The organism is Streptomyces sp. T028, assembly GCF_048159505.1.
Taxonomy (GTDB): domain Bacteria; phylum Actinomycetota; class Actinomycetes; order Streptomycetales; family Streptomycetaceae; genus Streptomyces.
On record NZ_JBLRVZ010000016.1, the window covers coordinates 1 to 15,735 of the forward strand.

2 protein-coding genes are annotated in these 15,735 nt (G+C 73.6%); both read right to left on the reverse strand.

The window, feature by feature from the left end; all coding sequences use genetic code 11:
• Positions 1-1,472: condensation domain-containing protein (locus ACLZN2_RS16615; RefSeq protein WP_416979243.1), on the reverse strand; the 1,472-nt coding region annotated here is incomplete at its 3' end.
• Positions 1,469-15,703, reverse strand: coding sequence for an amino acid adenylation domain-containing protein (locus ACLZN2_RS16620; protein WP_416979244.1), 14,235 nt, complete (start codon positions 15,701-15,703; stop codon positions 1,469-1,471). The genes ACLZN2_RS16620 and ACLZN2_RS16615, both read right to left, overlap by 4 nt.
• Positions 15,704-15,735 lie beyond the last annotated feature (32 nt).

Below are 15,735 nucleotides of genomic sequence, written 5' to 3' on the forward strand. Positions count from 1 at the left end.
GACACACCACCGCACACCACAGCCACCGCACCCGGAGAAACACCCACCCGCTCCCCGAACCACACCGGCAACACACCCACCGGCACCCCACCAGCCGTCGCATTCCACTCACCCAACAACCGATCACGCTCAGCGCCTTCCAGCACATCGATCGCACCCACCGGCTGGTCCGGATCCATGACCGCCGCACGCAGGACACGCTCCAGACGTCCGAGTACGAGTTCCGCAGCCGCGCGGTCGAAGAGGTCGGGGCGGTAGTCGACGCGCACGTGCACGCCGGCTGCCGTCCGGGAGACGACCAGGGTCAGCGGGTAGTGCGTGGCGTCGCGTCCCTTGGCGCCGACGAGGCGCAGTCCGGACTCCGACCGGGCGGCGGCGGCCGGGTCGACCGGGTAGTTCTCCACGAGCACGGTCGTGTCGAACAGCTCGCCGATGCCGACGGTCGCCTGGATCTCGGCGAGCCCGATGTGCTGGTGGGGGCCCAGGTCGGACTGCTCGTTCTGCACCCGGACGAGCGCCTTGGACCAGGGCTCGTCCGGATCGAGGCCGACCCGCACGGGCACCGTGTTGATGAACAGGCCGACCATGGACTCGATCCCCGGCACCTCGGCGGGGCGGCCGGCCACGGTCGTCCCGAAGACGACGTCGTCGCGTCCGGTCAGCCGGCTGAGGACGATCGCCCAGGCCAGCTGGGTCACCGAGTTGAGGGTCACCGATCCGGCCGCGGCCAGTTCGGCGAGGCCGTCCCCGAGCTCGGCCGGCAGCAGCCGCTCGACCCGCTCCGGCATCAGGGCGTCGCGACGGGTGTCGGCCGGGGCGAGGCGGGTGGCCTCCTCGACGCCGGAGAGAGCGCTGCGCCAGGCGTTCCCCGAGGCGCCGCGATCCTGGGCGGCCAGCCACTGGAGGTAGTTCTTGTACGGGGTCACCGGGGGCAGCGCGCTTTCACCGTGCTCGTAGACGGTGAACAGTTCGCGCAGCAGGACCGGCATGGACCAGCCGTCGAGCAGGATGTGGTGGTTGGTGACGACCAGCCGGTGCAGGTCCGCCTCGCGGCGGATCAGCAGGCAGCGGATCAGGGGCGGTCGTGCCAGGTCGAAGCGTTCGGCGCGGTCCTGGTCGGCGAGCCGGAGCAGCTCGGCCTCGCGGTCGGCGGGGGCGAGGGACGTCAGGTCGGCCTCGCGCCAGGGCAGTGCGGCCTCGCGGAGGATGAACTGCACCGGCTTCCCGGACCGGACGGACCGGAAGCCGGCCCGGAGGTTGGCGTGCCGCCGCAGCAGGGTGGCCATGCCCTCCCTGAGCCGTCCCGTGTCGAGCGGTCCTTCGAGGTCGACGGCCAGTTGGACGGCGTAGACGTCGGGGCCTTCCCCGTCGTCGAGAAGGGAGTGGAAGAGCAGGCCTTCCTGCAGGGGGGAGAGGGGCAGGACGCCCTCGAGTCCGGACGGCTTCCGCTCCGGTCGCCCGTTGTGCGTCACGTCAGTTCCTCCAGGTCGGCTTCGAGCTCGTCGATCTCGTGCTGGTGGAGGTCCACCAGGGAGACGTCGGATGTCATCAGGCTGTCGGTGCCGCCCGGGGCGGCGGAGTGCGCGGTGCTGTACCGCGCGAGGGCGTCGAGGGCGTCGAACCACAGGCCGGTCAGTGCGCGGATGTCCGGCTCGTCGAAGAGGTCCGCGGGCCAGGTCCAGGTCACCCGCAGCTCGGGGCCGGCGAGCCGGTCGTGAGTGACCGCGTTGATTTCCAGGCAGTGGGCGAACGGCAGCTCGGGGTCGGCCGGTGCAATGCGGACGTCCTCGGGTGCCGCGCCCCAGTCGGCGGGGCCGGCGTTGTCGGTGCGGACGCGGCCCAGGTAGTTGAAGGCGATCTGCGGTTCGGCGCCGGTGGCGAGGATGCCGGACGTGCTGGGGTTGAGGTGACGCAGCAGTCCGTACCCGACGCCCTTGCCGGGCACCGCGCGGATCTGTTCCTGGACGCGGCGCAGCGCGGTGCCGGCGGCCGGTGCGCCGTCCCGGATCTCGTGCCACTTGACGCCCGGGTCGAGGCGCAGCGGGTGCATGGCGGTGAACCAGCCCACGGTGCGGGACAGTTCGGCGTCGCCGCCGTCGCCGCGGCCGTGGCCCTCCAGGTTCAGCAGGACCTGGCCGCCGCCGGCCGCGCCGCGCCTGCGGGTGCGCCGCCACTCTGCGAGGGCAAGCGCGAACCCGGTGAGCAGGACCTCGTCGGGGCCGGCCCCCGTGGCGGCCGGCACAGTCGTCAGCAGGTCGTCCGTGCGGTCCGCCGGGAGGGTGGCCGTGTGGTGCCGGACGGTGGCCCGGGTGTCCACGGCGGGGTCGAGGGGACGGGTGCCGAGCTGCGGGTCGGCCTCCGCCGTCATCCGCTCCCACAGGGGGAGTTCGGCCTCGACGGCGCCGGTGAGCGCGCGGGCGGCCAGCTGCTCCGCCCAGGTCCGGAAGGAGGTGCGGACCGGTTCGAGGGCGAGCGGGCGGCCCGCCTCGGCGTCGGCCCAGCAGCGCATCAGGTCGGGTACGACGATCCTCCAGGACACTCCGTCGACGACGAGGTGGTGCAGGAGGAGCAGGAGCCGGCCCGGGCGGTCGGCACCCGCATCGAACCACACGACGCGGACCATGACTCCGTTGTCGGGATCGAGCTCCCGGCGGGCCGTCTCGGCCTCCGCGGTGAGGAGTTCGGTGAGGGCACCGTCCGGGACGCCGGAGACATCGACCCGGCGGACGGCGTCCGCGGCAGCGGTCTTGCCGGCCTGCGGGACGTCCAGGTGCCAGGCGTCGGGGTCGGTCCGGTCGAGGCGGGCACGCAGCAGGTCGTGGCCGTCCAGGACCGCCTGCACGGCGGTGAGCAGGGACTGCTTGCCCAGGCCGAGCGGGGTGCGCAGGAGCACGGACTGGTTGAAGCCCTCGATCGGGCAGCCCAGTCCGCGCAGCCACTCCATGATCGGGGTGAACGGGACCGTGCCGGTGCCGTCGTCGGGCGCCGGGTCGGTCTCCACATCCGCGGTGGCCGCCACGAGGGCGAGGGCCTCGACGGTCTGGTGCTGGAAGACGTCCCGCGGCGTCAGCACCAGACCCGCCTGACGGGCCCGGCTGACCAGCTGGATGGAGACGATGCTGTCGCCGCCCATGGCGAAGAAGTTGTCGTCGGTCGCCACGTCGGGTACGCCGAGCAGGTCACCGAAGAGCGCGCAGAGCAGTTGCTCCCGCTCGTTGCGCGGCGCACGGCCGCCGCCGCCCGTGTAGTCGGGCGCGGGCAGCGCCCCGCGGTCCAGCTTCCCGGTCCGGGTGAGCGGCAGGGCGTCCAGCGGTACGAAGGCGGTGGGGACCATGTAGTCCGGCAGCCGCTCGGCGACGTGGGCACGCAGCACCTCGAAGTGCGCCACGGCGCCGGGTGCGGGTACGACGTAGGCGACCAGGCGCCTGTCCCCCGGCCTGTCCTCGTGCACGACGACGACGGTCTGGGCGGTGCCCGGGTGGGACGCCACCGCCGACTCGACCTCGCCGAGCTCGATCCGGAAACCGCGGACCTTCACCTGGGTGTCGGCGCGGCCGGCGAATTCGAGGGTGCCGTCCGCGCGCCACCGGACCCGGTCACCGGTGCGGTACATCCGGGAGGAGGCGGGACCGAAGGGGTCGGCGACGAAGCGTTCCGCGGTCAGGGCGGGCCTGCCGAGGTAGCCGCGGGCCAGGCCCTCGCCGGCGATGTACAGCTCACCGGTGACTCCGGGCGGGACCGGTCGCATGCGCTCGTCGAGGACGTAGACGCGGGTGTTGTCGAGCGGACGGCCGATCGGGAAGGAGTGGCGGGCGATGTCCTCGGCGCCCATGGCGTGGTGGACCACGCACAGCGTCGTCTCGGTCGGGCCGTAGCTGTTGGTCAGCCGGGCGGCGAACGCCTGCTCCAGGACCCTGCGGACCGCGGCCGCCGAGGCCGTGTCACCGCCGACGTAGATGTCGCGGAGGTCGCGGAAGCATTCCGCGTGGTTCTCGGCGAGCAGCCGGAACACGCCCTCGCTGAACAGGCCGACGGTGACCCGGTGCCGGGTCATGGTGACGGCCAGGGAGGCGATGTCGGTGGCGTCGCCGTTCGAGGCGACGATCCGCGCCCCGCTCAGCAGCGGCCCCCACAGCTCGTACGTCGAGGCGTCGAACGAGGGCGGCGAGTGCATCAGCACCCGGTCGTCCGTTCCGTGGCCCCAGTAGCCGTCGCGGACCAGGCCGGCGACGTTGCGGTGGGAGACCGCGACGCCCTTGGGCTCGCCGGTGGACCCGGAGGTGTACATGATGTACGCCAGCTGGTCCGGGTGCGGCACCGTCCAGGAGTGATCAACGGCTTCACCGGTCAGGGGCAGTTCGCCGTCGACGAGGAGGACGGCGGCCGTTCCCTCCGGCACGTGTGCGGCGGTCGTGCCGTCCGCCAGGACGAGGACCGTGGCAGTGCCTTCCAGGATCTGCCGGGTCCGGGCCTCGGGGCTGCGGGCGTCCAGCGGTACGTAGACACCGCCGGCCTTGCTGACGGCGAGGGTCGCCACCACGTGGTCGGCCCGGTCGCCGAGCAGCAGGGCCACCCGGTCCTCGGGGCGGACGCCCCGGGAGAGCAGGGCCAGCGCCAGCCGGTCGGAGCGGTCGTCGAGCTGGGCGTAGGTGAGCTCCGACTCGCCGCGCACCAGGGCGACGGCCCGTGGGGTACGCGCCGCCTGCTGCCGGAACAACTCGGGCAGCGAGGCGTCCGGCCGGGCGGCGGCCGTGTCGTTGCGGACCACGAGGAGCTCGTGGAGCTCCTCGTCGGAGAGGACCTGGAGGCGGCTGATCGGCACGTCCGGGTCGGTCGCGGCGGCTGTCAGCAGGCGTTCGAGGCGGGCCGCGGCAGCCTCGGCGGTGGACCGGTCGAACAGGTCGAGGGAGTACTCGATACGGCCGAGGATGCCGTCTGCCGTGCCGGTCCCGGTGTGGCGCTCCCACAGGCTGACGGAGAGGTCGAACTTGGCGACGGGGGTGTCCGCGCCCTCGACCGCCACCCGTAGTCCGGGCAGGTCGATCTCGGGGCGGTCGGTGTTGTGCAGGATCAGCATGATCTGGAAGAGCGGGTGCCGGGCGAGCGACCGCACCGGGTTGATCTCCTCCACCAGTCGCTCGAAGGGCAGGTCCTGGTGGGTGTAGGCGGCCAGGTCCGTCTCCCGCACCCGGGCCAGCAGTTCCCGGAACGTGGGGTCGCCGGATGTGTCGGTGCGCAGCACCAGGGTGTTGACGAAGAACCCGACCAGGTCGTCCAGGGCGTCGTCTGTGCGGCCCGCGATCGGGGTGCCGATCGGGACGTCGGTGCCGGCGCCGAGCCGGGTCAGCAGGGCGGCCAGGGCGGCCTGCAGCACCATGAAGACACTGACGCCGTTGGCCCTGGCCAGTGCCGCGAGGTCGGCGTGCGCCTCGGCGCCGAGCTCCAGCGGCACATGGTCGCCGCGGTACGTGGCGACCTCCGGCCGCGGACGGTCGGTGGGCAGGTCCAGCTCCTCCGGGAGGCCGTCGAGGGCGGCTTTCCAGTGGTCGAGCTGCTCGGCCAGCCGGCTGTCCGGGTCCTGCTCGTCGCCCATGACCTCGCGCTGCCACAGGGTGTAGTCGGCGTACTGCACGGGCAGCGGCCGCCAGTCCGGCGCCGTACCGCCGCGGCGTGCCGCGTACGCCCGGGACAGGTCCCTCAGCAGCGGAGCGAGCGACCAGCCGTCCGCGGCGATGTGATGCATCACCAGGACCAGGACGGCGTCATCCGGGTCCGCGTCGCCGGCCGGGGTCAGCAGCCGTGCCCGCAGCGGGGTCTGGACGGTCAGGTCGAAGCCGCGCATGACGGTCTCGGTGACGGCCGCCTCCAGCTCGCCTTGGGCCACCTCGGTCTCCTCCAGCGCCGGGGCCCCCTCCACCGGGCCGAGGACGAGCTGGCCGGCCACTCCCCCGGTCTCGGGGAAGACCGTGCGCAGGCTCTCGTGGCGGTGGGTGACGTCGCGCAGCGCGAGACGCAGCGCGGCCCGGTCGAGGTCGCCGGTCAGGCGCAGGACGAGCGGGATGTTGTAGGTGGCGTTGGGCCCTTCGAGCCGGTTGAGGAACCACAGCCGGGTCTGGGCGTGGGACAGCGGAACGTGCGCACCGCGGTCGGCCGGGACCAGCCCGGGCCGGCTGTCGTCCGGGGTGGCGAGCCGGGCGGCGACGCCGGCGACCGTCGGGGCGTCGAAGAACGCCTTGACGCCCACCCGGACGCCGAGTGCGCCGGCAATGCGGCTGAGCAGGCGCATGGCGAGCAGCGAGTGTCCGCCCAGGGCGAAGAAGTCGTCGTCGACGCCGACGCGTTCCACGCCGAGCACGTCGGCGAAGAGGCCGCGGAGGATCTCCTCCTCCGGGGTGCGGGCGGCGCGGGGCGGCGCGGCGCCGGGGACGGTCTCCGGAGCCGGCAGGGCGGCCCGGTCGACCTTGCCGTTGGCCGTGAGCGGGAGTTCGTCGAGGACGACCACGGCGGTGGGCGTCAGGTACTCCGGCAGCGTCCTGGCGACGTGGGCGCGGACCCGTCCGGGTTCGATCTGCTCGCCGGGAGCGGGGACGACGTAGGCCGTGAGCCGCTTGTCGTCGCGCCGGTCCTCGCGGACCAGCGCCAGCGCCTGCCGTACGCCGGGGGCGGCCAGGAGAGCGGCCTCCACCTCGCCGAGCTCGATCCGGAAGCCGCGCACCTTGACCTGCTGGTCGATGCGGCCCACGTACTCCAGGACTCCGGCGGAGTTCCAGCGGACGCGGTCGCCCGTGCGGTACATGCGGGCTCCGGGCGCCCCGAACGGGTCGGCGACGAACCGCTCGGCAGTGCCGGCGGGTCGGCCGAGGTAGCCGCGGGCGAGGCCGGTGCCGGCGATGTAGAGCTCGCCGACGACCCCGTCGGGCACCGGCCGCAGGGCCTCGTCCAGGACGTAGGCGCGGGTGTTCCACATGGGGCGGCCGAGCGGGACCGGTCCGGCGGGCAGTGGCGTGCCGGCCGGGACCCGGTGGTCGAGAACACCGATGGTGGTCTCGGTGGGGCCGTAGTGGTTCACCACGGTGACCTGCGGGTGCCGGGTGCGCCAGGCAGCGAGCTGCTCGGCGTGCAGGGCCTCGCCGCCGGTCATCAGCTCGACGGCCGGTGAGCAGTCGTCGGGCAGGGTGTCGAGGATGGGCAGGTGACTGGGGGTGACCTTGAGGAAGGTCAGGCCACCGGGGACGTCGAGGTGCTCGTCCAGGTCGGCGACATGCAGACAGCCGCCCGCGAGCAGCGTGCCGTACAGCGTGGTCAGACCGAGGTCGAACGAGAGCGGCGAGTGCAGCAGGGTGCGCCCGCTCAGGCCCGGATACTCTGCGGCGCAGCGCACCACGTAGTCCACCAGGGCCCGGTGGTCGACGACGACGCCCTTGGGGGTGCCGGTGGATCCGGAGGTGTAGACGACGTAGGCGGCATCGCCGGGGCCGACGGGCGCGGTGCGGTCGGTGTCGCGGGGGCCGGTGTCACGGCAGCGGGCGAGCGCGGCGGTCACCTCGGGGGCGTCGAGGACCAGCAGCGGGGCCGGTCCTTCGGCCAGGTGCGGGGCGTTGCGCAGGGTCTGCGCCGTGGTCAGCAGCAGATCGGGGCGGGCGTCGGACAGCAGCTGTGCGACGCGGTCGCCCGGGTGATCCGGGTCCAGGGGGAGATAGGCCGCACCGGCCTTGCCGACGGCGAGCATCGCCTCGACGGCCGTGGCGGACCTGGGCAGCGCGAGGGCGACCAGCGTGGCGTTGTCCGCCCCGCGCTCCAGCAGCAGGTGGGCGAGGCGGTTGGCGCGGCCGTTGAGTGCGGCGTAGTCGAGCTCCACCGGGCCGCAGACGACGGCGGGCGCGTCCGGGGTGCGGGCGGCCTGCGCTTCGAAGAGCTGGGTGAGGGTGGCGTCCGGCGTGTCGTGCTCGGTGTCGTTGCGGGTGACCAGCAGCTCGTGGTGTTCGGTGCCGTCCATGACGGCGAGGCGGCCGATGGGCAGGTCGGGGTGGGCCAGCGCGGATTCGAGCAGCCGGACGAACCGGCCGGCGAGCGCCTCGACCGTGGAGCGGTCGAACAGGTCGGCCGAGTAGCCGGCCGCCGCCTCGATGCCCTGCGGCTCGCCGTGCTCGTCGTACCGCTCGGCAACGCTGAACAGCAGGTCGAACTTGGCCATGTCGGGGTCGATCCGGGCGACCTCGGTACGCAGTCGGGGGAAGTCCGCCTGCGGGCGGTCCAGGTTCTGCAGGACCAGCTTGATCTGGAACAGCGGATGGCGGTTGAGCGAGCGGCGCGGGTTGACCGCCTCCACCAGCCGTTCGAAGGGCAGGTCCTGGTGGGCGAAGGCGGCGATGTCCGCGGCGCGGGTTCGTGCCACGAGCTCGCCGAAGGTCGGGTCGCCGCCGGTGTCGGTGCGCAGGACGAGGGAGTTGACGAAGAACCCGACCAGGTCGTCGAGGGATTCGTCGGTGCGGCCGACCACGGAGCCGCCGACGGGGATGTCGGTGCCGGCGCCGAGCCGCGTCAGCAGTGCCGCGAGCGCGGCGTGCAGCACCATGAAGGTGGTGGCGCCGTGGGCACGAGCCAGTCGCAGCAGCGAGCGGTGCGTCCGGGGCCCGAGACCGAACGGTACGAGTCCGCCCCGGCCGCTGGGCAGCGCGGGCCGCGGCCGGTCCGTGGGCAGCGCGAGCTCCTCGGGGAGTCCGGCCAGCGTCTGCTTCCAGTAGGCGATCTGACCGGAGATCACGCTGTCCGGGTCGGTCTCCTCGCCGAGGGCCTCGCGCTGCCACAGGGCGTGGTCGGCGTACTGCACCGGCAGCGGCGCCCATGCGGGGGCCTGTCCGTCGAGGGCCGCCGTGTACGCCTGGCTCAGGTCGCGGGCCAGCGGCACCGTCGACCAGCCGTCGCTCGCGATGTGGTGCACGACGACGACGAGGATGTGCGTCTGCGGGCCGAGCACCAGCAGCCGGGCACGCAGCGGCGCCTCCCGGGCAAGGTCGAAGCCGCGGCCGACGGCCTCGGCGATCAGGACGTCCGCGTCCCGCCCGGCGGCGTTCACCACGTCCAGTCGCGGACGTGCCTGTGAGGGGTCCAGGACGACCTGCCGGGGCGCGCCGTCGACTTCGGGGAAGACGGTGCGCAGGCTCTCGTGCCGTTCGGTCACCCGGAGCAGGGCCTGCTCCAGGGCGGGGACGTCGAGGCCGCCGGACAGCCGCAGCACCAGGGGGATGTTGTACGTGCCGCCGGCCGGGTCCATCCGGTTGAGGAACCACAGGCCGCGCTGGGCGTACGACAGCGGCAGCACGTCGGGCCGGTCGCGGCGCACCGGTCGGCTGCGGGCCGGGCCGGCGGCCGGGAGCCGGGCGGACAGGCCCGCGACGGTGGGCGCCTCGAACAGCGCGGCCACTTCCAGGTCCACGGCGAGGGCGGCGCGGATCCTGGCCACGAGTCGGGTGGCCAGCAGGGAGTGGCCGCCCAGGGAGAAGAAGTCGTCGTCGACACCGACGCGCTCGAGTCCGAGCGTCTCCGCGAAGATCCCGCAGAGGATCTCCTCCTCCGGGGTACGGGGCTCGCGGCGCACGACCGTGGCGAAGTCCGGGACGGGCAGGGCCTTGCGGTCGGTCTTGCCGTTCGGGGTGAGCGGCATCGCGGGCAGCGGCACGAGCACGGCCGGAACCAGGTGTTCGGGCAGGGCCGCGGCCAGCGCCTCACGGACGCCGCGGACGTCCTGCGTGCCCGCCACGTACCCAACGAGCTGGTGGTGTCCGCCGGGACCGGGGACCACGGCGGCCACGGCGTCGGTCACGCCGTGCTGGGCGCGCAGCTGGGCCTCGACCTCGCCCAGCTCGATGCGCTGGCCGCGGATCTTCACCTGCGCGTCGCGGCGGCCGATGAACTCCAGTCGGCCGTCCGGGCGGTGGCGGACCCGGTCTCCGGTGCGGTACATGAGGGTGCCGTCGGCGGCGAACGGGTCGGGGACGAAGGCGGCCACCGTCCGGCCGGGGTCGCCGAGATAGCCGCGACCGACTCCGGCGCCCGCCACGTACAGGTCTCCGGGGGTGCCGACCGGGACCGCCTGGAGTTCGTCGCTGAGGACGTAGAGCCTGGTGTTGCGGACGGCCCGGCCGATCGGGGCGGTGATCCGGCTCTCGTCCAGGGTGTCCGGCGTGATGACGGCGTGGGTGACGTCGTCGGAGCACTCGGTGGGGCCGTACGCGTTCATGATCGGAATGCCGGGGAAGCGCGCGAACCATCGCCGGCACAGCTCGGTCGGCAGTTCCTCGCCGGTGACGACCAGCCACCGCAGGGCGGGCAGCTCCGGGACGTCGGCGCCCTCGCCCCAGATGTCGAGCGCCGCTCGCAGCAGGGACGGCACGACCTCCAGGACGGTGACCCCGTCGTGCGCGACCACGCGGAACAGGCCCGGCGGGTCTGCGGCAAGGAGCTGTCCCACGGCGAGTACGCGGCCGCCGGTGAGCAGCGGGGCGATCATCTGCCAGACCGAGACGTCGAAGGTCAGGGGGGCGTTCTGGATGACCGTGTCGGCGGTGGTCAAGGTGAGGTCGTCCACCTTGGCGAGCAGGTGGTTGTTCATGCCTCGGTGGTGCACCATCGCGCCCTTGGGCCGGCCGGTGGAGCCGGAGGTGAAGATGACGTAGGCGAGCTGGGCCTCGTCGGGGGTGTGGGACGCGTCGTGCGCGGCGCCGTCGGGGGGGCCGTCCACGGGCATCGCCTCGGCCGGCACGCCGGCGGCGGCGACGATGCGGTCCGCCGCTTCCGCGTGTCCGGGAGCGGACAGCAGCCATCCGGCGTGCGCGTCGGCGAGTACGGACGCCGACCGCTCCACGGGGGCCCTGGTGTCGAGCGGGAGGTAGGCGGCGCCTGCGGCCTGGATGCCGAGGAAGGCCGTGATGGCCGTGCTGCCGCGGTCGGCGAGAACGGCGACCACCGCGTCCGGCCCCGCGCCCCGGGCACGCAGTCGCGCGGCCAGCCGATCGACGCGGGCCAGGAGGGTCCGGTAGGTGACGTCTCCGTCGTCGTCGGTGACGGCCACGGCGTCGGGGCGCTGGGCGGCGACCTCGCGGACGCGGGCCACGACGTCTGTCATGGACTCGGGCGCGGTGGTGTCGTTCCACTCCACCAGCAGCCGGTGGGCCTCGTCGGCGGAGAGCAGCGGGGCACTGCCGATACGGGTTCCAGGAGCCGTCGCGGCGGCTTCGGCGAGCCGGGCGAAGCGGGCCAGGAACGCTTCCGCGCTCGTCCGCTCGAACAGGTCGGTGCGGAACTCCAGCGCGACGAGGATGCCGTCCTCGGTGCCGGCCGGGGTGCGCTTCTCACGCACGTTGAACGACAGGTCGAACTTGGCCGTGCCGGTCGGCACGTCGAGCAGGCCGAGGGCGAGGCCGTCGACGACGGGCAGGGCGCGCTGCGAGGTGTCCATCGCGATCATGACCTGGAACAGCGGGTGCCTGGACGTCGAGCGGATCGGGTTGAGCACCTCGACCAGCCGCTCGAAGGGCAGCTCCTGGTGTTCGTAGGCGCCGAGATTGCTCTGCCGGATCCGGGCGAGCAGCTCCTGGAACGTGGGGTCGCCCGAGGTGTCGGTGCGCAGGACGAGGGTGTTGGTGAAGAAGCCGACGAGGTCGTCCAGGGCGTCGGCGGAGCGGCCGGTCACGGGGGCGCCGACGGCGATGTCGGTGCCGGCGCCCAGCCGGGTCAGCAGTGCCGCCACGACGGCCTGGACGACCATGAAGGTGCTGGTGCCGGTCGCGCGGGCCAGCTCGCCGAGCCGGCGGTGGGTCCGCGCGTCGAGGTCCAGGGTGATGAGGTCCGCGGCGGGTGCCGAGGCGGCCGTCCCGCTGCGGTCGGCAGGCAGTTCCAGGTGGTCGGGCAGGCCCTCCAGCCGCTGTGTCCAGAAGGCGATCTGGCGGGCGGCCGGGCTGTCCGAATCGTTTTCCTCGCCGAGGGCCAGGCGCTGCCAGGCGGCGTAGTCGGCGTACTGCACGGCGAGCGGTTCCTGTCGCGGCGCCGTCCCGGCGCGGCGGGCCCGGTAGGCGTCCATGAGGTCGCGCAGCAGCGGGCCGAGCGAGCCGGCGTCGGCCGCGATGTGGTGCAGCAGGAGCAGGAGTACGTGCCGCTCGGGGGCCAGGGCGAACAGGGTGGCGCGCAGCGGGGCTTCGGCGGCGAGGTCGAAGCGGTGGGCGACGGCGGCGGACAGCTCGTCGGCGAGGGTGTCTTCGGTCACCGGCCGGACGGCGAGCCGGGGGGCGGCATCGGCGGGCAGGACATGCTGTGCGGCCACGCCGTCGGTCTGGCGGTAGACCGTGCGCAGGATCTCGTGGCGGCCGGTGAGGTCGCCGAGCGCCGATTCCAGGGCCTGCTGGTCGAGTTCGCCGTCGAGGGTGAGGACGAGCGGGATGTTGTAGGCGGTGCTGGGGCCCTCGAACTGGTCGAGGAACCACAGGCGCTGCTGGGCGTAGGACAGTTGCAGGTCACCGGTCCGCGGCAGCCGGGTCAGGGCGGGGCGTCCGGCCGCGGGGCCGCCCAGTCGTCCGGCGAGCTGCCGCACGGAGGGAGCGGCGAAGATCGCTTCCACGCCGCAGTCGACGCCGAGCTCGGAGCTGACGCGCCGGGCCAGCCGGGCGGCCATGAGGGAGTGGCCGCCCAGCGTGAAGAAGTCGTCGTCGGTGCCGATGGTCTGCAGGCCGAGCGCGTCCGCGAACAGCGCACACAGCGCGTGCTCGCGCGGGGTGCTCGGTTCCCGTCGGGTACGGGTGTCCGCCGTGCCTGGGTCGGGCAGCGCCCGGTGGTCGACCTTGCCGTTCGGGGTGACCGGAATCGCGCTCAGGACGGTCAGGGTCGCGGGCACGAGGTAGCCGGGCAGGACGTCCGCCAGCGCGTCGCGTACGGCGGCGAGGTCCAGCTCGGTGCCAGGCTCGGTGGGGACGAGGTAACCGGCCAGTGCAGGGGCCCCGGTGGCGTCGCGGCGCACCGTCACCGCCGCCTGGCCGACGACCGGCAGCCGCAGCAGCGCGGCCTCCGCCTCACCGGGCTCGACGCGGTAGCCGCGGATCTTGACCTGGTCGTCGGCACGGCCGACGAACTCCAGGGAGCGGTCCGGGAGTCGGCGGACCAGGTCGCCGGTCCGGTACATGCGCTCCCCGGGGCGGCCGAAGGGATTCGCGACGAACCGCTCGCCGGTCAGCGCGGAGCGGCCCAGGTAGCCCCGGGCGAGGCTGGGGCCGGCCACGTACAGTTCGCCGGTGACACCGGGCGGCACGGGCAGCAGGGCGCTGTCGAGGACGTACACCCGGGTGTCGGCGACGGGGTCGCCGATGGGGGGCGTGCGGGTGCCGTCGAGCGCCTCGCTCATCGTGGCGCACACCGTGGTCTCGGTCGGGCCGTAACCGTTGACGAAAACCCGTCCCGGTGCCCAGCGCGACACCAGTTCCGCGGAGCTCGCCTCGCCGGCCACCAGGATGGTCATACCGGCCGGCAGGTCACCCTCCGGGTTCATCACGGCGAGCGACGACGGCGGCAGGATGGCGTGGGTGATCCCCGCCTCGCGGGTGAACGCGGCCAGCGGATCGCCGGGGAGCAGCCGCTCACCCCGAGCCATCACGAAGGTCGCGCCGGAGAGCAGGCCCATGCACAGCTCGGGCACCATCGCGTCGAAGCCCATCGACGCGAACTGCAGGACCCTGCTGCCGGGGAGGACGCCCAGGCGCCGGATGAACGTCTCGGCCAGTCCGGGGATACCGGCGTGGGTGACCAGGACGCCCTTGGGACGGCCGGTCGATCCGGAGGTGTAGATGACGTACGCGGTGTTGCCCGCGGTCAGCGGGGCCGTGCGGTCCTCGTCCGTCAGGTCGTTGTCCGCCGCTGCGGACAGCTCGTCCAGGGTGGCCGGGTCGTCGAGCCCGAGCGTGGTGAGCCCCGCCGCCCGGGCGGCCTCGCCCGTACCGGCTTCGACCAGGACACACACGGGGGTCGCGTCGCGGAGGATGTGCTCGATGCGTGCGGCGGGGTAGGCCGGGTCGACGGGGACGTACGCGGCACCCGCCTTGACCACGGCCAGGAGCGCGACGACGAACTCGGCCGAGCGTGGCAGCAGCAGTGCGACCCGGTTCTCCGGGCCCACGCCGCGCGCGACGAGGAGGCGGGCGAGCCGGTTGGCGCTCCGGTTGAGCTCCGCGTAGTCGAGGACCGTGCCCTCGTACTCGAGCGCGGGGGCGGCGGGCGACTCGCGGACCTGCCGCTCGAAGAGGTCGGCCAGTGTGGGCGCGGGCCGGCCGTCGGCCGGTGCGTCCACCCGTACGGGGCGGGCGACGACGTCCGCGAGCTCGCCGTCGTCGAGCAGGCCGAGTCGGCCGACGGGCGTGGCGGGGTCCTGGAGGGCCCTGGCCACCCGGCCGATAAAAGCCAGGTAGCGGTCCTGGTGGGCGGCGAGCTCGGCGGAGGCGTACAGCTCGGGGTTGGCGTCGAAATCCACCCGGATGCCGCCGCCGTTGCCGCGGTCGTAGACCGAGATGGCGAGGTCCTCGATGAGCCGGAGCGACATGTTGTGGGCGTCGGCCCGGCTGCCCGCGAAACGCAGGTCGTAGTCGAATGGCACGACATTGATCAGCGGCCCGAAGAACCGTCGGTGGTCGTTGGGCAGGCCCAGGTCGCGCCGCAGGTCCTCACCCCGGTAGCGCTGGTGCGCCGAGACGCCGCGCAGGGCGACGCGGGTCCGCTCCAGCAGCTCGGCCACGGTGGTGGCGTCGTCGACGGTCACGCGCAGCGGCACCACGTTGGCCGCCATGCCCGGGGCCCTGCGCGACTGCGGACCCGGCCGCGCGGTGACCGGCAGGCCGAGTACGACGTCGGTGCTGCCGGTCATGCGGTGCAGGTAGGCGAGGGTGGCGGCGATGACGATGCGGGACCGTGCGGTGCCGGCCCGCTCCGCCGCCCGCACCAGCTCGTCCTGGACGTCCTGCGGCAGGTACGCGCTGCGGCGCACGAAGTCCGCGGAGGGCACAAGGGGGCGGGCAGACAGGGCGATCGGCTCCGCCTGGCCGGCGAACTGCCCGCGCCAGAACTCGCGGTCGGCGGTGAACTCCTCGGACGCACGGTAGGCGGCGTCCTCGGCGAGGAGGGTGCGGACGGAGGTGAACGGTCCGGGCTCGGGCTCGGTGCCGGCCACGAGCGCGGAGTAGAGGTCCGCCACCCGGCGGACCAGCAGTGCGGCGCCCACTCCGTCCAGCAGGATGTGGTGGTAGGCGTGGTACCAGAACCAGCGGTCCTGCGAGACCTGGAATAGCGCGTAGGTGAACAGCGGGGAGGCGGTCAGGTCGAATCTTCTGCGCAGATCGCGGCCCATCCACTCCTCGGCCGCGCGCCGGGGGTCGTCCTCGCCGGAGATGTCGATGACCGTCAGTCGCCAGTCCGGCTCGGCACCGACGATCTGGCGGGGGCCATCCTCGGTGTCGACGAACCTGATGTGCAGCGCGTCCGCCTCGGCGGTCGTCCGCCGCAGCGCCTGCTCGAAGAGCCCGGTGTCCACGGGGCCGTGGATCTCGAGATACTCCGCCGCCCGGAAGATCGGGCTCTCGGGCTCGACCGCCTGCGCGAACCAGACCCCTGCCTGTGCGCCCGTCAGCGGAAGCAACTGTTCACCGTCGGCAAAAGACAGAGACAGATCCATGATTCCTCGCCATTCACCTACGGTTGCGCGGG

Coding starts and splice junctions, on each gene's coding strand:
- ACLZN2_RS16620 (WP_416979244.1), bottom strand. CDS start 15,703: ATGGATCTGTCTCTGTCTTTTGCCGACGGTGAACAGTTGCTTCCGCTG.